At 65.5% G+C, this 18791-nt stretch carries 17 protein-coding genes; 15 read left to right on the plus strand and 2 right to left on the minus strand.

Annotated elements, in window-relative coordinates; genetic code table 11:
- Positions 1 to 143: 143 nt before the first annotated feature.
- From LKE06_RS16610 to thpD, 15 genes are all read left to right on the plus strand, one after another.
- Positions 144 to 1415, plus strand: coding sequence for a GlnX family signal transduction membrane protein (locus tag LKE06_RS16610; RefSeq protein WP_228000000.1), 1272 nt, complete (start codon positions 144 to 146; stop codon positions 1413 to 1415).
- 50 nt (positions 1416 to 1465) lie between these two features.
- The gene (locus LKE06_RS16615) at positions 1466 to 2392 is read left to right on the plus strand and encodes a glutamate ABC transporter substrate-binding protein (protein WP_255649359.1); all 927 of its coding nucleotides are present in this window, start codon (positions 1466 to 1468) and stop codon (positions 2390 to 2392) included.
- Positions 2393 to 2403: 11 nt separating this feature from the next.
- Complete coding sequence (locus tag LKE06_RS16620) at positions 2404 to 3576, plus strand: hypothetical protein (RefSeq protein WP_228000646.1); 1173 nt, start codon at positions 2404 to 2406, stop codon at positions 3574 to 3576.
- Positions 3573 to 5927: a serine/threonine-protein kinase gene (locus tag LKE06_RS16625; protein ID WP_228000004.1), complete on the plus strand. Its 2355-nt coding sequence runs from the start codon at positions 3573 to 3575 to the stop codon at positions 5925 to 5927. Before LKE06_RS16620 ends, LKE06_RS16625 begins: the two co-directional genes overlap by 4 nt.
- Before the next feature lie 103 nt (positions 5928 to 6030).
- Complete coding sequence (locus tag LKE06_RS16630; protein ID WP_228000006.1) at positions 6031 to 7095, plus strand: PP2C family protein-serine/threonine phosphatase; 1065 nt, start codon at positions 6031 to 6033, stop codon at positions 7093 to 7095.
- Entirely contained in the window at positions 7092 to 8384 is a 1293-nt protein-coding gene (locus LKE06_RS16635; RefSeq protein ID WP_228000008.1) for a vWA domain-containing protein, read from the plus strand. The genes LKE06_RS16630 and LKE06_RS16635 overlap by 4 nt, the downstream gene beginning before the upstream one ends.
- Positions 8385 to 8523: 139 nt before the next feature.
- Positions 8524 to 9162, plus strand: coding sequence for an FHA domain-containing protein (locus LKE06_RS16640; RefSeq protein ID WP_228000009.1), 639 nt, complete (start codon positions 8524 to 8526; stop codon positions 9160 to 9162).
- A gap of 65 nt (positions 9163 to 9227) precedes the next feature.
- Positions 9228 to 9779, plus strand: coding sequence for an AAA family ATPase (locus tag LKE06_RS16645; RefSeq protein WP_228000010.1), 552 nt, complete (start codon positions 9228 to 9230; stop codon positions 9777 to 9779).
- A 136-nt stretch (positions 9780 to 9915) separates the two neighbouring features.
- The gene (locus tag LKE06_RS16650; RefSeq protein ID WP_228000011.1) at positions 9916 to 10308 is read left to right on the plus strand and encodes a hypothetical protein; all 393 of its coding nucleotides are present in this window, start codon (positions 9916 to 9918) and stop codon (positions 10306 to 10308) included.
- Positions 10309 to 10555: 247 nt separating this feature from the next.
- The gene (locus LKE06_RS16655; protein WP_228000012.1) at positions 10556 to 11266 is read left to right on the plus strand and encodes a response regulator transcription factor; all 711 of its coding nucleotides are present in this window, start codon (positions 10556 to 10558) and stop codon (positions 11264 to 11266) included.
- The gene (locus tag LKE06_RS16660) at positions 11253 to 12380 is read left to right on the plus strand and encodes a HAMP domain-containing sensor histidine kinase (RefSeq protein ID WP_228000014.1); all 1128 of its coding nucleotides are present in this window, start codon (positions 11253 to 11255) and stop codon (positions 12378 to 12380) included. The genes LKE06_RS16655 and LKE06_RS16660 overlap by 14 nt, the downstream gene beginning before the upstream one ends.
- A gap of 95 nt (positions 12381 to 12475) precedes the next feature.
- The gene (gene ectA, locus LKE06_RS16665; RefSeq protein WP_228000015.1) at positions 12476 to 13063 is read left to right on the plus strand and encodes a diaminobutyrate acetyltransferase; all 588 of its coding nucleotides are present in this window, start codon (positions 12476 to 12478) and stop codon (positions 13061 to 13063) included.
- On the plus strand, positions 13060 to 14322 hold the full coding sequence (gene ectB, locus LKE06_RS16670; protein WP_228000017.1) for a diaminobutyrate--2-oxoglutarate transaminase: 1263 nt from the start codon (positions 13060 to 13062) through the stop codon (positions 14320 to 14322). The genes ectA and ectB overlap by 4 nt, the downstream gene beginning before the upstream one ends.
- Position 14323: 1 nt before the next feature.
- The gene (locus tag LKE06_RS16675; protein ID WP_228000019.1) at positions 14324 to 14719 is read left to right on the plus strand and encodes an ectoine synthase; all 396 of its coding nucleotides are present in this window, start codon (positions 14324 to 14326) and stop codon (positions 14717 to 14719) included.
- A 21-nt stretch (positions 14720 to 14740) separates the two neighbouring features.
- Positions 14741 to 15637: an ectoine hydroxylase gene (thpD, locus tag LKE06_RS16680; RefSeq protein ID WP_228000647.1), complete on the plus strand. Its 897-nt coding sequence runs from the start codon at positions 14741 to 14743 to the stop codon at positions 15635 to 15637.
- Here thpD and LKE06_RS16685 read toward each other — a convergent pair.
- Both LKE06_RS16685 and LKE06_RS16690 read right to left on the minus strand, forming a co-directional pair.
- Positions 15624 to 17894: a serine/threonine-protein kinase gene (locus tag LKE06_RS16685; RefSeq protein WP_228000021.1), complete on the minus strand. Its 2271-nt coding sequence runs from the start codon at positions 17892 to 17894 to the stop codon at positions 15624 to 15626. The genes thpD and LKE06_RS16685 overlap by 14 nt on opposite strands.
- A 56-nt stretch (positions 17895 to 17950) precedes the next feature.
- Positions 17951 to 18736 carry a ribosomal RNA small subunit methyltransferase A gene (locus LKE06_RS16690; RefSeq protein WP_228000023.1) on the minus strand — a complete coding sequence of 262 codons (786 nt, stop codon included), beginning with the start codon at positions 18734 to 18736 and terminating at the stop codon, positions 17951 to 17953.
- Between the last annotated feature and the right edge of the window lie 55 nt (positions 18737 to 18791).

Genomic DNA, 18791 nt, shown 5'->3' on the forward strand with positions numbered 1-18791 from the left:
TCCGTCCGTTCGGTGATGTTTCCTCCGCCAACGCCGGGAGACGCCCGGGAATTCCGGCAGCTGAGCTGATAGGGGGCAAATCGGATGTGCGTCCCGTAATATCGCGATCGAAGACACCGGCCGGGTAGACGAAGGGGGGCGGTGTGGGAGTTCGCCTACCGGCAACCATCCGCAATGGGGCACTGTGGTTGCGGCGTTTCGCCGCGACAACTCCCGGAGCGATCGGTGCCGTGCTGGTCATATCCGTCGTGCTCTGTGTGCTTTCGGGCTTGGTGAGCGCTAACCAATTGAGCGGCAAGGTCGCTCGGCGCGACGCGGTACTCGAGCGGGCCGAGCCGCTGGCGTTCGCCGCGCAGAGTCTGTATGTCGCGCTCTCTGCGGCGGATGCCTCGGCGGCCGCGGCGTTCCTGTCCGGCGGTATCGAAACCCCCGAGGTACGTGGTCGATATCAGCAGGCGCTCGCCGATGCGGCGGCCGCGCTCGCGGACGCGACCACTGGCGCGTCCGACCAGGACACTCGCACGATCGTCGCGCGAATCACCGCCGACCTGCCTGCCTACACGGGGCTTGTCGAGGCGGCGCGGGCCAATAACCGGCAGGGCTTCCCGGTCGGCTCGGCGTATCTGCGCGAGGCATCGACTCTTATGCAGACGTCATTGCTGCCCAATGCCGAGCAACTCACCACGAACCGATTCGCATCGGTGCGTCGCGATCAACACGATATCGGCGCGCTGCCGCTGACCGGTCTCGCGCTGTTGCTGTTATTGGTGATCGGTGGCGGCGTCGCATCGATGTTGTTGTTGCGCTGGACGAATCGGCGGGTCAACCTCGGCCTGATCGTCGCGACCGCGGTCACGGCGTTGGTGTTGCTGTGGAGCGCGGCCGCGACCCTGGCCGCGTCGAACGCGCTGGACACCGGTGCATCCGGTGCGAGCAGTCGGTTCGAGGCGCTGGCCCAGGCGAGGATCCTCGCTCAGCAGGCCCGCACCGATGAAACGCTACAGCTGATCACCCGAGGCGATATCACTGCGGGCGAGCAAGATTTCACCGAACACAGCACCGCCCTCGCCGCGCGATTGAACAGCGTGGTCGCGCCGGATTCCGCTGCCGCGCAGGCGCTCACGAACTGGCGGACCGGCCATCGCCGCCAAAAGGATCTCTACGAGGCGGCCAATTTCCCCGCCGCGGTCGAGCAGGCCATCGGTTCCGGTCCGGACAACTCGGCTTCCCGCTTCGCCGAACTCGACAATGCCCTGCGCGACAACCTCGTCCAGGTCCGTCAGGAGTTGCGCGACGATGTCGACTCCGCTGGTGCGGCACTGAGATTCAGCCCGTCGGGCAGCCTACTGCTGATGGTGTTCGCGGCGGTCGCCGTCAGCGCCGGATTGTGGCCGCGCCTCGAGGAGTTCCTGTGAACAGACGCCTACTCGTACTTCTGGCTGCAACCCTGGTCGGTGCAGGCCCGATGGTGACCGGGTGCGGCTCGGGCACGAACATCCCCGAACCGGCCCGGGTCGCACCGGTGAACCCGCGTCCCGATCTCACGGTGATCGACGCTGTGCCCGGCTCCGAGACCGATGACAGCTGCAACCCCGAGGCATCGCTGCGACCAGGGCCGATGTCGAAACCAGGTGCGATGCCGCCTGGTTCGCCGCTGGCTACGATCGTCGCGAACGGCCGAGTGCGAGTCGGTGTCGATCAGAACACCTATCTGTTCGGTTTCCGCAACCCGACCACCGGGCAGATCGAGGGCTTCGACATCGACATCGCCCGAGAGATCGCCCGCGACATCTTCGGCGATCCGGACAAGATCGAATTGCGGACCGTGGCAGCGGCTGATCGGATCCCGGCACTGCGCGACAAACAGGTCGACCTGATCGTCCGTAACTTTTCCGCCACCTGCGAGCGCCGCAAGGACGTCGACTTCTCCGGCGTGTATTACCGCGCGGCGCAACGCATACTCGCGCCACGGGACTCGGGCATCAAAACGGGTGCCGACCTGGCGGATAAGACCGTATGCGTGACACGGGGCACCACCGCGGCCGCGCCGCTGTTCGCGCTGAAGCAGGCACCGCGGCAGGTCCTCGGAGCCACCAACTGGACCGACTGCCTGGCCGCACTGCAGCAGGGGCACGTCGATGCGCTCAGCGGCGACGACCCGATCCTGTATGGGCTCGTCGCACAGGATCTCAATCTCGAGGTGGTCGGCGAGGTGCTCGGCACCGACAACTACGCGGTCGGTATCGCCCAGGGCAATCCCGAGCTGGTGCGCTACGTGAACAGCGTGCTCGAACGCATCCGCAGCGACGGCACCTGGGAGCGGATCTACGACACCCGGCTCAGCGTCCTCGGCCCGTCACCCGGCCCGCCGGTGCCGCGATACCGGGAGTGAGCGTGGTGATCATGCAACCGCTCACCCTCGCCGAAATCGACCGCGAATTGGCCGACCGCGCAGCCGAACTCGATGCCATCACCGCCACGCTGCTGGAACTGGACAAGCATGCCGGGCATACGCTGTTGCGCCGGTTTCCGCCGTCCGGAGTGACCGAACAGCGCTGGGTGCCGGTCCGCGAGGCGCTGGCGCTGATGTGGGAGGACTTCGGGCGACTGCGCACGATGCTCGATTCGGCGCGCACGGTGCGCGGCGGTAGATCCCGGCTCGACGACGACGAGCGGGCCGAGGTGACGAGGCTGTTGCGCGGGCGACCCTACGAGGTGTCTCGTACCCCGATACCGTTGGCGCAACGTTCACTGACCGGCCCCAGCGAACAGGTGCTGTTCGTTGGGCTCGCCGACACTGTGGACCGCATGCGGTCCACCTTCCCGGCGATCGCGGAATTTCTCGACGCGGTCGAGGCGGTGAACAATCGGATACTGTCCCGTCTCGCACCATTGCAGGAAAAATTGGACAAAGCCGGGGGACCCGGCACCGTGGCGTCAGCCGCCATCGCGGATGGCATCGCCGAACTGCTGAGCAATTCCGCCACCGATCCGCTGGCGCTGACCATGCCCGAGATCGACGCTCGCATTGCCGAATTGAGCGACAAGCTCCGCCGGGAATCCGCAGTACTGGCCGAACTCGGCGCGATGGTGGGGGATTGGGTCGGCGCGGTGGCGGAAACCCGCACCCGGTTGGATGTACTGCGCGAGGCTCATCAGCGCGCGGCGCGAGCACGAGCCGAGGTCGAGCGGAAAATTCTCGCGGGTCCGCTACCGGTGCCCACGGACGATACCGCCGCGCTCGGCACGCGACTGGACGCGGTGGCGGCGGAGCCGGGCGCTGGCGTCGCGCTGCTGGAGTTGCGCGGCCGAATCTCAACGGCCACCGCGGAAGTCGACACGGCTGACCAACTCGCGCAGGGTCTGCTCGATCGGCGGATCGAGTTACGTGGGCGGCTCGCCGCCTACCAGGCGAAGGCGGCCCGGCTCGGCGTCAGCGAGGATCGAGATCTGTTGGCCGCCGCCCGGATCGCGGGCGGGTTGCTTGCTCGCAAACCGTGTGACCTCGCCGCCATCACCCGCGCGGTCGCCGACTATCAGCAGCTCATCGGGGAGAAAACAGGGAGGCGACCATGACCTGTAACGAACCCGGGTGCGACGGGACCATCGAAGACGGGTACTGCGTCGTCTGCGGAATCGCACCCGCGGCGGCCATAGTTTCGGTCGCTCAGTCGGCCCCGGTGGCACCGAAATCGGGTGAACCGGTGTCGATGGACGGCAGCGCGTGCGCGGAATCCGGTTGCGCCGGAACAATTGTCGACGGCTACTGCGACGCGTGCGGCACCGCACCTGCCGCGCCGTCGGCCACCTCGGTGACCTCCGCTTCGACCGGCACGACTCGATCGTCGGCGCGTTCGATGCGAACCGGCCGGTCCACGTCGGCGAAATCCAGCCGTGGCCGCCTGGGCGCGGGCATGGTCGATGTGCCCCGGTTACCGCGTATCGACCCGGCCACCGCGATCCTGGACAACCCGCAGGTCGAGGAACTCAAGCGATACTGCGGCAAATGTGAAAGGCCCGTCGGCCGCGGCCGTGACAGTGCTCCCGGTCGCACCGAGGGTTTCTGCCCGAATTGCGGCACCCACTTCGCCTTCGCGCCCAAACTTGTCCGGGGCGATCTGGTGGGCGGGCAGTATGAGGTCGCCGGTGCACTGGCGCACGGCGGGCTCGGGTGGATCTATCTGGCCACCGACCGCAATGTCAGTAACCGGTGGGTGGTGCTGAAAGGTCTGCTGAACTCGGGGGATATCGACGCGATGGCGGCCGCGATGGCCGAAAAGCGATTCCTCGCCGAGGTCGAGCACCCGAGCATCGTGAAGATCCTCAACTTTGTCGAGCACACCGGAGCCGATGGCGTCGCCGTCGGATACATCGTCATGGAGTATGTCGGCGGTACCTCGCTCAAACAGATCCTGCGCGGCCGGCGCGACAGCGACGGCAGCTATTTGCCTGCCGCCCAGGCGATCGCCTACATCCTGGAGATAATGCCCGCGCTCGGATACCTGCACTCGCTGGGTCTGGCCTACTGCGACTTCAAGCCCGACAACGTCATGCAGACCGATGAACAACTCAAGCTGATCGACCTCGGCGCCGTAATGGCCATGGACGACCAGGACAGTAATATCTACGGCACCATCGGCTATCAGGCCCCCGAGATCGCGCGGACGGGACCGACCATCGCCACCGAGGCGTACACGGTCGGGCGCACGCTCGCGGTGCTGATACTGAAAGTGCCGCAGGAGGGCGGCCATTTCGGCGCGCTACCGGCGCCGGCTACCGAACCGCTACTACTCAGATACGAGTCGCTACACCGATTCCTGCTGCGGGCTACCGATCCCGAGCCCGAGTCCCGATTCTCCTCGATGGAAGAGATGACCGACCAGCTGACCGGTGTGCTGCGGGAAGTACTCGCTACCGACGACGGTGTGCCCCGACTGGGCATGTCGGCCTACTTCGGGCCACCGCGCGCGGTCTTCGGGGTCGGTGCCGAGGCGATCGTCGATCCCCGCGGTGTCGTTGCGGCGCTGCCGGTTCCATTGATCGATCCCGGCGACACTGGGGCCGCTCTGCTGGCCACCACAAGCGGTGGCACGCTTGAGGAACTCGAGCCCGCCTTCGAAGCCGGACTGCGGTCGGTCGTCACCGGTCGCGGTGAATCGGTGGAGATTCCGCTGCGATTGGTGCGCGCCGCCCTCGACGTCCCCGATCCGGCCGACGCCGAGCGCAGGCTCGACGCGCTTGCTGCGACCCTGCCCGGCGATTGGCGACTTGCCTGGTATCGCGGACAGGCGCGGTTGCTCGCCGGGGATTTCGTTGCCGCGTATGCCGAATTCGATGCCGTGTACGCGGCGTTGCCCGGAGAGTCCGCGCCGAAACTGGCACTGGCGGTCGTCGCGGAACTGTCGGGTGAGGTGAGCCGGCCGACGGCGGCGCGGTACTACGAGACGGTGTGGCGCACCGACCACACCTTCGTCAGTGCGGTGTTCGGGCTGTCCCGGCTGCGCCGGGCCGCTGCCGATCGCGCGGGCGCGGTTGCCGCGCTCGATCAGGTGGAATCGAGTTCGGCCGTTTATACCGAGGCACGGATCGCCGCGGTGGAAACCCTGCTGGCGGGCCGTGATTCGGCCGAATTGACCGAGCCGCTGCTGCGAGACGCGGGCGGCCGGGTCGAACGGCTGAAGCTCGACTCGAAACGGCGCGGCGCACAGGTGCGAATGCGGGTGCTCGAAGCGGCGCTGGCGTGGCTGCTGACCGGGAAGGCTCCAACAGCACATCATCAGCTACTCGGTGCGAGCCTGGATCAGGACGGCGTGCGCACCGGCCTGGAACGGTGTTATCGCGAGCTGGCGCGCGAAACCGACGATATGTGGACACGATTCGAACTGGTCGACATGGCCAACTCGATCCGGCCGAGGACGACACTGTGAGAAGGCGCGGCACGCGGGCTGCGGGCCACATCGGGCGGACGCGCGGCAGGTGGACAACGGGCAGCAGCGAGTCGGCGAAGGGCACAGTGATTGAGTTGTCGTCGTGAGTGCGGAACGGAACACCAGGACCGGTATCAGGTGCGCGGGATGCGCTGCGAGCGTCGGTGCCACCGACCGGTACTGCGAGGCGTGCGGCCGCGAGCTCGGCGCTCGCCGGATCGCACTGCCGCAGCCGGAACCCGAAGCCGTAGTCAACTGTGAGGGCTGCGGCGGGCAGCGCTACGACGCCGACGGCTACTGCCGCGATTGCGGGCAGCTGCGTCCCGAACCAGATCGCCACGCGGCCGACCTCGGTGCGGTGTGCGTGGTTACCGATCGCGGGATCGCGCATGTGCGCAACGAGGATGCGGTGGCGGCAGCGGTCGTGGACAGCGGTGTCGCGGGTGTGCCCGCGACGACGGTGATGGTGGTGTGCGATGGGGTGTCCACGTCCGAGGATCCGCAGGCCGCCTCGGGTGCCGGCGTGCGGGCGGGTGTCGACGCGAGCCTGGTGGCATTGGCCGAGGGTGGCTCCGGCGAGGCCGTCGTGATGGCCGGTTTGGCGGCGGCGGCGAAAGCGGTGCGCGATACCGCGGTGCACGCCGGCCATGCCCCTTCGTGCACCTACGTCTCGGCGCTCGTACGCGATCTCGGCGATGGGTCGGTCGAGATCACTGTCGCGAATGTCGGTGACAGCCGGGCGTATTGGTTGCCCGCCGACACTGAGCAAGCGCGTGAAGCGGCGCCCTCGCAACGGCTGTCCGCCGACGATTCCTGGGCGCAGGCGCTCGTCGACGCGGGCGCCATGGACGAAGCGGGCGCGATGAAAGACCCGAGGGCGCACACGTTGCTGCGCTGGCTCGGCGCGGACAGCGACGCCACCCCGTGGTCGGACCGTTGTGTCCGGACATTGCGCACCACCGGTCCCGGTGTTGTGCTGCTGTGCAGCGACGGACTATGGAACTACCAGTCCGATCCGGTAGTGCTGGCGGCCATGGCCACCGCCGACGTTCCGTTGTCCGCCGCCCGCGAGCTCGTGGACTTTGCGATACGTTCCGGGGGCAGTGACAACATCACCGTCGCGCTCGCTCCCGTCGGGTACCCAGAACAGCCAGGAGAAGTGCAGTGAGTTCTGTTGAGGGAAATGGTATTTCGGTAGCGATCGACCAGAACGAGTATCTGGCCGAGGGGGCGGACACGGTAGATGCCGTGGTCACCGTCGAGACCGGTTCGGACTTCGTTGTGGCAGGCCCGCCGCCGGAGCGGGTCGAAATTCTCATTATCGACAGCTCGGGGTCGATGGGCGCGGGCAGTAAATTCGACGGTGCCCGTCAGGCCACCCTGGCCGCATTGGACGTGCTGCCGGATGGCACCCGGTTCGCGATCGTCGAGGGAACCTCGGTGGCGCGCTTGGTATTTCCCAGCGACACTCCGTCGGTGCCCGCGTCTCGAGACAGTCGCGCGGCGGCGCGGCACCAACTCGACAAACTGCGCCCCAACGGCGGTACCGCGATGGGCACCTGGCTCGGCCTGGCCAGGCAGTTGGCGAAGAAGCACCCTGGCGCGATGGTGCACGCGATCCTGCTCACCGACGGCAAGAACGAACACGAGGAACCGGAGGCGCTCGCCGCGGAGATCAAGCAGTCCGAGGGCGTGTTCACCTGTGACTGTCGTGGTGTCGGAACCGATTGGCGGGTAGACGAATTGCGCGCCATCGCCTCGGCCCTGCACGGTACCGTCGACATCGTCGCCGATCCGCAACGATTGGCGGCGGATTTCACCGCGATGATGCAGACCTCGATGGCGAAGGCGATCCCGGAACTCGGTCTGCGGATCTGGACACCGGCCGGTGCGGTCGTGCGGTTCGTCAAGCAGGTCGCGCCGACCATCGAGGACTTGACCGCGCGTCGGACCGAAGCCGGTGTACAGGTGGGAGAGTATCCGCTGGGGGCGTGGGGTGCCGAGGAGCGCGAATATCACGTGCAGGTGCGGGTGGAGCCTGCGGCGCCGGGCCGGGAGAAACTGGCGGCTCGCATCAGTGTCGTTGCCGGTACTGATGCCGTCGGACAGGGGCTGGTCCGCGCGGTGTGGACAACCGAAACCGAGCTGTCGGCTCGAATCAGCAGGCGCGTCGCGCATTACACCGGCCAGGCGGAGCTCGCTCAGGCGGTGCAGGAGGGGCTGACGGCACGCAAAAGCGGCGATGTGGAGACAGCGACCGCGAAACTGCGCCGTGCCGTGCAACTGGCCGCCGAGTCCGGAAACGAGAGCACCGCAAAGCTGCTGCGCGGCGTAGTCGAGGTGGACGAGCGCGATGGCACTGTGCGTCTGCGCGCAAGGGTAGAAGCTGCCGATGAGATGGCCCTCGACGCACGCTCGACGAAGACGGCCCGAGTCCGCAAATCACAGGAGGGGTGATGAGTGACAATCGCGCAGCGCTCATCGCCCCGACCGGGTGCGGGTGTCCCGCAAATCACAGGAGGGGTAATGAGTGACAATCGCGCAGCGCTCATCGCCCCGACCGGGTGCGGGTGTCCCGCAAATCACAGGAGGGGTAATGAATTGTCCTGACGGCCACCGATCGGTTGCTACCGACTACTGCGATGTGTGCGGGTCGCCGATGGCGGAGCCGACGCCGGTTGCGGTGGTTGCGACCGTCCCGTGCCCGTCGTGTGGTTCGTCGAGCAGCGGTCGATTCTGCGAGGTGTGCGGTCATGACTCGGCGCTGCCGGAACCGGTATCGAATGAGGGGCTTTCGGCCGAATCCGGTGACCGTCCCATCGGCCCGATCACATGGGTCGCGACGGTGACCGCCGATCGCGAGTTCTACGAGCGCGTCATTGCCCGCGATGGCCCCGACACGGACCGTGTCGGTTTCCCAGCGTTCTATCCGGAGCGCCGAATCATCCTGCGCAGCACGGATATTCTGATCGGCAAGCGCAGCATTTCGCAGGGCTTGGAACCCGATATCGATCTGGGTATCGCCCCGGCCGACGCCGGCGTCTCGCGGGCACACGCAATGATCCACGTCGCCGAGGACGGTGTGAGCGTCACCGATCTCGGCTCGACCAATGGCACCAGCCTCAATGGCAGTGATGATCTGATCCCCGCCAAGGTGGCTGTCCCGCTGTCCGGCGGCGACCGCATCCATCTCGGTGGCTGGACCACGATCATCATTTCCACCGAACCCGCCTGAGCGTCAGCGGGCCGGTCGGCCTAAATCGGTTTCGCCCGTAAGGGGTGTTCGGGAATCATCGCGGTATGACATCCGCGGTCTATCTCATCACCGGCATCCAGGCGGCCGGCAAGTCCACTGTTGCCCAAGCACTGGCCGAGCGGCTTCCACGATCGGTCCATGTGCGTGGCGATGTCTTCCGGCGATTCGTCGTCGGCGGGCGGGCGGAGATGAGCCCGGAGCCCTCGCAGGCCGCCCTTGACCAACTATGGCTGCGCTACAGCCTTGCCGCGAGCACCGCCGACACCTACGCCGAGGGCGGGTTCACCGCGATCATCCAGGACGTCGTGCTCGGTGATCAGCTGCCAAGACTCGTCGATCGGATCCGGACCAGGCCGCGATACGTGATTGTGCTGGCACCACGCCCGGACGTCGTCGCCTCGCGTGAGGCCGGCCGTGACAAGGTCGCCTACGGTGCGTTCACCGTGGGTGATCTGGACTCGGGACTGCGCGAGACGACCCCACGCATCGGATTGTGGTTGGACACTTCCGATCTCACCGTCGAGCAGACCGTCGACCGGATTCTCGCCGACGCGCGCCCGGTGATCGAGCCGGTGTTGGGAGCCGACGTGAAATAACCGTTCCGGGTTGGGTGGCGGGTTCGATCGGGCGTTCACTGGTCTCGACGGGCGATTCGGCTATCAGTTTGCCGAACTCGGGCTGCGGGTATGCAAGTGACAGCCAGAAACCATATCAACGTCGCAGGAGGTCGTCATGAATTACCAGCGACGACCAGACGCCTGGAACGGGAATGCCGTTTCGGGTAGTTCGAGGTCGCTGCAGGCGCAGGAAATCTTCTCGCTCGACGAACGACCGGAGCGAGGGCGCACGTTGATCACCACCAATCATGATGTCATCCGGCAGTGGGCGGAAAAGCGCGGCGCCAAGCCCGCGACCACGCCAGGAAGCGAATACAACGGGGTACTCGGCGTGCTGCGCTTCGACTTCCCCGGTTACGGCGGCGCCGTCCTCCAGCCGGTCGACTGGGACGAATGGTTCGCGACCTTCGACGCACAGGGGCTGAAGTTCCTGTACCAGGAGCAGTGGGCCGACGGCACACCTAGCAATTTCAATCGGCTAGAGGGTGTGGATCGCGTACTGCGGTGAGTCATAATGGTAAGTGTTCGATTGTGTCGGACCTCACGCCACATTTGCATTGTGGCGGTACTTCTGACCAGGGTTGATGCAGCCGTACACACGATTGATCGCGGATCGACACGTTTACCGAACGGTTGGTCTGGGTATTCGTGAGTTCGGCAAGTTGCTCGAAGTGCGGGACTGTCGCGTCGGTATGGGGATGCGATTCTCCGCGTCGCCGCGGCACGCTCTGTGCGTGTCTGCAAAGGATGAGGTCTTGAGCGCGAACCTAATGATCGTGGAGGATGACACCCGCGTACGCGGTGCACTCCGGTTGGCCATGGAAGACGAGGGCTACGACGTCGCCGAGGCGGAGGAAGCCGAGGACGCGCTCACACATCTGCGCAGCAACGGCGTTCCTGACGTAATGATCGTCGATCTCATGTTGGGTGACATGGACGGCTTCGACTGTATCCGAGAGATCCGCCGCGAGCACGACGTTCCGATCATTGTGGTCAGCGCTCGCGACGACACCCATGACGTGGTGGCCGCTCTGGAGGCGGGCGCCGACGATTTCGTCACCAAGCCCTTCGAAATAAAGGAAATCACCGCCAGGATGCGCGCGCTGCGCCGCCGTGCCCGGCTCTCGGCGGAGCGGGATGCGCCGCAGGAAGTGGTGCTCGACGCGCATCCGGAGACGCCGCTGGTGCTGGCGCCCGACGGCGGCGCCGTGCGTCGTGGCGAAGAGGAAATCCGCCTGACGCTGACCGAGTTCCGGCTGCTATGCGAGCTGGCGGATACACCCGGCCGCGTATTGACCCGCACTCTGCTCCTCGAGCGGGTTTGGGACCGTGGCTTCTTCGGTGACGAGCGCATCGTGGACGTCCATATGCGCAGGCTGCGCACCAAGATCGAGCGGGATCCCTCCGACCCGCGCATCGTTGTGACGGTGCGCGGGCTGGGCTACCGGCTCGATGTCCAGCGCTGATCGACAGCATCAAGGGCCCGAACCGCAGCAGAGGTTCGGGTTCGATCCGGGACGCTGGAGCCTGCGCAGCCGGGTGATGGCGGCCTTCGCCGCCATCACCGCAGTGATGTCGCTGGTGCTGGTGGCCTCGGTATTCGCGATCAGTCGCAGCTACCTGGAAGCCCAGCGAGAGAAACCGGAGGGATATTCGGCCGGCGATCTGCAAGCCGACCTCGACGTACTGCGCAATGTTTTGATCAGCTGTGCGATGGTGGCGACACTGATCGGTGCGGCCGTCGGATGGTGGGCCAGTAAACGGGTGCTGACCCCGTTGAAGCAGGTCTCCCGCACGGCCGCGCTCATCGCCGCGGGCGATCTCACCACCCGGCTACCCGAAACCCGTGATCAGGACCTGGCCACCACCGTCGGGTCGTTCAACACGATGGTCGACTCGTTGCAGCGGCGCATCGAACGCGAGCACCGCTTGGTCGGCGATGTCAGCCACGAATTGCGCACGCCACTGACCACCCTGACGACCAGCGTGAACGTTCTGAATCGACACAGTGGCGATTTCCCCGACCGCCCCCGCCGAGCGCTCGACCTGGTCACGGAAGAGGTCGATCACTTGCGCAGGCTGCTCGATGACTTGCTCGCGCTGGCACGGGCCGAAGCGGGTATGCACCAGGGCGACGCCGATCCGCTCTCGGTGCACGAGTTGCTGACCCATACGCTGACCGATAGCAGGCATCCTCCGGAGCTGTTGACCGTTGTCGAGGATGCGACCGTTCTCGGCCGCAAGCTCGAACTCGAGCGTGCCCTGATCAACCTCCTGGACAACGCTGACAAACACGGTGGAGGTGTTGTCGCGGTCACCGCGCGGCAGGAGGAGGGTGACGCGGTCATCATCGTCGACGACGCGGGGCCCGGTGTTCCGGCCGCAGATCGCGGTCGAATCTTCGAACGTTTCGTCACCGCACGCGTAAAGCGGCGTTCGGGCACGGGAACTGGTATCGGACTGGCGTTGGTGGCTGAAACGGTGGCCACCCATGGTGGCCGGGTCGCGTGCGTGGACCGCCCGGGCGGCGGGGCCCGATTCGTGCTCCGGCTGCCCGTCCTCGTTGATGAATGGACATGACGCCTTCGTAACACGACCGTAAAGAAGTCGACCGGGCTAGCTCAACGTTGGTTCGTAAGCCTGGTTAAGTACTGCAGACCGAGCCTCGGAGTTGTATGTCACTGCCGACCTTGTCCACCGCGACGATCGAACGAACCACTGCCGATTCCACCTCGGACGCCTCGAGATCTGGACCAGCAGCCAGAGTGGTGTTGCGTGCACCACGTGTAGGCGATGCGGCGAGGATCTGGCAGATTGCCAAGGATTCTCAGGTGCTGGACGCCAATACCAGCTACGCCTATCTGCTGTGGTGTCGTGATTTCCCCGGCACCACGGTGGTCGCGGAAGTCGGCGGCCAGGTTGTGGGATTCGTGATCGGCTACCTGCGTCCGCAGGCACCCCACACGGTGTTCGTGTGGCAGGTGGCCGTCGATCGGGATCAGCAGGGCCGCGGCATCGGCGCCGCCATGCTCGACAAGTTGCTCGACACCGTCGCCGATGACGGTGCTTCGGTACTCGAGACCACTATCTCGCCGGACAATCCCGGATCCATTGCCATGTTCACCTCCGTGGCGCGGCGCCGTGATGCGCGAATCACCAAGCGCCCCTTGTTCGAACCGGACTTGTTTCCGGATGAGCACGCCGCCGAGGACCTCTACCGAATCGCACCGACCGCCCGTACGAAACCGGAGGATCGACGATGATTACCGCAGAAAAGACTATTTTTGAAGAGCTTGAATCGAATGTTCGTGGATACTGCCGATCCTGGCCCGCGCTGTTCACCACCGCCAAGGGCAGCTGGATACATTCCGAGGACGGCAAGGATTACCTCGACTTCTTCGCCGGCGCCGGCGCGCTGAACTACGGCCACAACAACCCGATTCTCAAGCAGCCCCTGCTGGACTACATCGCAGGTGACGGCATCACCCACGGCCTGGACATGTCGACCGCGGCCAAGCGAAGGTTGCTGGAAACCCTGCGCGACACACTCTTCGCGCCCCGCGGCCTGGACTACAAGGTCCAGTTTCCCGGCCCGACCGGGGCCAACGCGGTGGAGGCCGCGCTGAAGCTGGCACGCAAGATCACCGGCCGCAAAACCATCCTCAGCTTCACCAATGCCTTCCACGGCATGACATTGGGCGCGCTGTCGGTGACTGGCAACGCCGCCAAGCGGGCGGGTGCGGGCGTGCCCCTCGTGCATGCGACGCCGATGCCATACGACGGATACTTCGACGGCACCACGGCCGACTTCCAGTGGATGGAGCGGGTGCTGGATGACACGTCGTCGGGCTTCGACCGCCCAGCCGCCGTCATCGTGGAGACCGTGCAGGGCGAGGGCGGTGTGAATGTCGCGCGCGCGGAGTGGTTGCGCCACCTGGCCGGACTGTGCGCCGCACGCGAGATCCTGCTGATCGTCGACGACGTGCAGATGGGCTGCGGACGGACCGGGCCGTTCTTCTCCTTCGAGGTCGCCGGCATCACCCCGGATATCGTCACGCTGTCGAAGTCCATCGGCGGCTACGGCTTGCCCATGGCGCTGGTGCTGTTCAAGCCGGAGCTGGATCAGTGGGCGCCGGGGGAGCACAACGGAACTTTTCGCGGCAACAATCCGGCCTTCGTCACGGCGCAGGTTGCGCTGGAGCACTACTGGTCCGACGACAAGCTGCAGACTTCGACCGAGGCGAAGGGAAAGCGCATCGAGCAGGTGCTCGGGCGTATCGTCTCGGAGACTCCCGGGATCTCGGTGCGCGGGCGTGGACTGGTGCAGGGCGTCGTGTTCGAGGATCCGTCCCAGGCGGGCAAGGTCTGCCAGGTCGCATTCGAGCGCGGCCTGCTGGTGGAGACATCGGGCTCCATGGACGAAGTGGTGAAGTTGCTGCCACCATTGACCGTGACCGATGAGGAACTTGATCTCGGCCTTGACCTGCTGAGTACTGCTATCGATACCGTCGGAGGTTGCTGACATGATCGTACGAACCACTGCCGCCATCACCGGCACCGAACGTGACGTCGCGGGCACCGGCTGGCGTAGCAAGCGCATCATCCTCGGCGGCGACGGAGTCGGCTTCTCCTTTCACGAGACCACCATCGACGCGAACAGCGAGCACGAATTCCACTACCGCAATCACGTGGAGGCGGTGTGGCTGGTCGAGGGCGAGGGGACGCTGACCGATCTGGACAACAACGTCACCTACGAGCTCGCACCCGGTTCGATGTATCTGCTCGACGGGCATGAGCGTCACCGCCTGCAGGCTCGCACGCAGATGCGGATGATGTGTGTCTTCAATCCTCCGGTCACCGGGCAGGAGGTCCACGACAGCGACGGCGTCTACCCTCTGGTTGCCGTCCCCACCAGCTAGCTGAAAGGACACGCACTCGTGGTGGCGTATACCGATTCCGATATCTACATCGACAGTCGCGTTGACCGTTACCCGACCCGGCTCGTCGGCCCGTCGTCACACCTGGATCGCACCGATCCCACGGTGTGGGGCCGGATCGAGCACGAGGGCCTGGCAAACTTCGACGCGGATGGCTTCGCCATCCTCGATGCGCTGCTGACTCCCGACGAGGTGGCCGATTTCAGCGCCGAAATCGACCGCCTCGCCGGGGACCCGGCGCTCCGCGAGGACGACCGCTGCATCGTGGAGAAGGCGTCGAACAGGGTGCGTTCGATTTTCGAGGTGCATCGGCTCAGCGCCGCGATCGCTGATTTGGTTTCCCAACCCAGGATCGTCGGATTGGCAAGGCAGGTGCTCGGTTCCGATGTCTACATCCATCAGAGTCGGGTCAACTACATGCCGGGATTCCGCGGCACCGGGTTCTACTGGCATTCCGATTTCGAGACTTGGCATGCGGAGGACGGCCTGCCCGCGCCGCGTGCGGTGAGCCTGTCGATCGCGCTGACCGATAACTACCCGGTCAACGGCAGCCTTATGGTGATGCCCGGTTCGCATCGCACGTTCGTGCCGTGTGCGGGCAGCACCCCGGCCGAGCATTATCGAGAGTCGTTGCAGGAGCAGGAGATCGGCGTGCCCACCCGCGCAGATATCACCGCTTTGGCGAATGAGTGCGGGATCACCCAGTTCACCGGTGCCGCCGGGTCGGCGTTGCTGTTCGACTCGAACATCATGCATGGGTCATCGAACAACATCACGCCCTATCCGCGGTCGAATATCTTCGTGGTGTTCAACAGCGTCGAAAACACCGCGCAGGAACCGTTCGCGGCGCCTGCGCCGCGTCCCGGCTATATCGGCAGCCACGACTTCACGCCGGTCTAGACGAAACGATGCGCGCCAGGGCGGTCAGGTCCTTCTCCAACATGCGGAACAGCAAATAGATGCCGATGAAGGCCAGCGCACTGCCCACGCACAGCACGCGCAGCGCGACGAAGACGGTCGAGATATCTTCGGGCGGTATGAATGTCGCGCCCGCGACCCCGAGCAATGGGACCGCCGCGGCGATCACAAGGAAATAGGTGCTGCGACGGTCCACCCGGTCGAATTCGCGCGCGTCGCCGGCGTTCAATCCACCGTGCGGCAGGAATATCGGGTACAGGCTGCGCACGGCGTAGAAGGTGACCAGGAAGTACGGATAGGCCATTGCGATCGCGCCACAAACTATTTGGGTAATGAAGAAGTGCACGTAGGCCGAGGCGCTGAGATGGTTGCCTGTCAGCTGTACCGAGACGGGTACCACGATGCCCGCCAGCGCCCATAATGCGAAGCAGGTCAGTACATTTCGCCGACCGAGCTGTAGGGTGTCGGATCGGGCATGCGCGAGCGTGGCCGCGTCGTAGGACCTCCCCTTGCGCAGGCCGTGCGAGACCGACCACAGGTTCCACAACAGCAGATTCGTCACCACGAATCCGATGAGAAAGCCGATGCCGTACGCGGCGAGCGCGACCTGATCGAAGCGGTGCTGGGCCTGCTCGTCCAACTTGTCGATGATGAGCGTGCGATTGTGGTTGTAGCTGTAGAGGATTGCCAGCCCGTTCGGCACCCCGATGGACAGCGCCATGATCGGATGCATCAGCGGCCGGGCGCGCAGGCGCCAACTGTGCGGTGGTGGGTCGACAAGATCGCGGGCGCGCGCATCGAGACTCACATCGAGTTGCTGGGCCATATCGGCGCCGCGCGGCCAGCGCTTGTTGGGATCGGGGTCGAGCGCGCGGACCAGAGCGCGGCGTAACGCGGCCGGGCAGTCGGCCGGAAGATCCTGGTACGGCAGCGATTGCGGGGAGCCCGAGCGGCGTGCGAGCATTTCGTCGAGTGCGGTGCGGTCGCCGCCGGTTACCGCGTCGTCGGGGAATGGCTTTCGGCCGGTGAGCAGTTCCCACAGCATTACGGCCAATGCGTAGAGGTCGCTGCGAGTGTCGAGGTCGGCTGCGGAGGTCGACCTGTCCGGATGCACGACCGCCAACTGCTCTGGAGACATATAGGCCAGCGATCCGCCGAAGTAGGCGACCGGGCTGTCGCCGGACACATTGCCGCTGAAACTGATGTTGAAGTCGGCGAGTTTCGGGATGCCTTCAGCGGTGAGCAGCACGTTGGCGGGTTTGATATCGCGGTGCAGCACTCCGCAGCGACCCGCGTAGTCCAGCGCCTGAGCCAGCCTGCGACCGAGCCAGGCGATCGTCTCCGGCCACGACAGGTCCGCCAGTTCGGCGCGGGCGGTGGACTCGCTCGGCCGTATTTCGCCCTTGTCGGCGAGCACCGTGTCTATGACATCCAGCAGTAGGGCGCCATCGCGCTGGTCGAGCGGCGTCGTCCGAACCCGCTCGAGCACAGTGAACAGGGTGCCGCCCGGAACGTACTGCATATAGAGCAACCGCAGGCGCCGCTCTGGCAGCACTCGCTGATCGAAGACGCGCACGATGTAGTCGTGGTCGAGCTGTGCCAAGGTCTGTGGTTCGGCACTCTTGTCCTGTGAGATCTTCACCGCGACCAGGCGCTGCATGGATCGCTGGTGGGCGAGGAAAACTCGGGCGAATCCACCGCGTCCGAGCCCCATCATCAGGTCGAAGTCATCGACCTGATGACCGACATCGAGATCATCGAGGTTCGCGGGCTCGGTCGCGGGCTCGGTCGCGGTCGCGGTCGCCATCAGCGTGCTGCGATAGTCGTCGGTCGCGAGCATCTCCGAAAGTTGTTCGGCCTGTTCGGGATACGCCGCTGTGTATTCCTCGACCTCCACCGAGCCGCCCGCCCGGCGGCGAACATGGAACTCCTCGTAGATCAGATCGGGCGGTAACGGCCAGGTGCGCAACTCCGGCAGGTCCACTATGTACTCCGCCAGACGCTTGGGCGCGTCCCCCCGTAACCACCGGTTCGCGAGATCCACCTTGATCAATTCGATCAATGACACGCGGCGGACAGCGGGGGAGTCGGGCAGATAGGCGGGCAGGTCCGGCGGCACTTCGGCGCTGCGCCATGCTTCGGCGAAGCGCTCGACGACCTCGGCAAGACCACGCGGGCCATCCGGCGAGCGGTCCGGAGCGGCCGTCGCCCCCGGAACCGGTGGTGCGGGGTACGCCATCCGCGCATCGTATCCCCGCCGCGCCGGTCTCGGCGGACGGTTGAGCCGGGAAGTCGCTATCGCATTGCCCGATACAGAGCGATCCAGCGATCAGGTGGTAGAAAACCCACCGGTAGACCGGTGTCGATTTCCGCGATTGCGCAGGCCATGCGCACGGTTTTGGCGGGAAAAGCGCGTGTCAGTGACGCGGCGAGCGATCCGCCCAGACCGGAGTAACCGAGTTCGACAAAGTATCGGTAGCCGGGCATTTCTCGCACCGAGAGCAATGGCTGAGACCGGCGCGTCAGCCGCAGCACCGCCGAGTCGACGCTCGGGACCGGATGAAAGTTGTGGCGGCCAACCCTGGCGCCCAATTCCATTGTCGCAGTGGGCCAATGGGATACCGAGAGTTTTGTCCACCGGCCGTAGTCGCCCGACTGCTTGCGCGCGAACTCCCGCTGGACAAGAAGGGTCGCCGAGGTGAGATAACGCGCCGCCAGGCACCAGCGAACGATATCGGTGGTGCTCGCGAACGGAATATTCGCTACCACCGAGAAAGGTTCCCGCGGTGCCACGACATCACGAAAGTCCAAGGGCAAGCAGCAGATTCGCTTATCGTCGGCGTAGTGACGATCCTTTTCGTAGGCAAGCACCTGTGCGCCCGCGCTCAACAGTTGCCTGGTCAGCATCCCGTCACCGGGGCCGATCTCGACAACGAGGTCGGTGGGGCCGACACCGGACGAGCGCGTCAGCATGCGTGCGACGCCCGGATTGGTCAGGAAGTTCTGGGACAGTCGCTTGCGAGTGCTGCCGGGGCGGTTTCGCGAGTCGCGGGCGCGCGGAATAGAACGATTGCGGGACATGGGTGTCCTCCGAACGGAGTGGTCGAATCAGGAATGTGTGATTCGCCCGGACCCA

Source organism: Nocardia australiensis (genome assembly GCF_020733705.1).
GTDB classification, from domain to species: domain Bacteria; phylum Actinomycetota; class Actinomycetes; order Mycobacteriales; family Mycobacteriaceae; genus Nocardia; species Nocardia australiensis.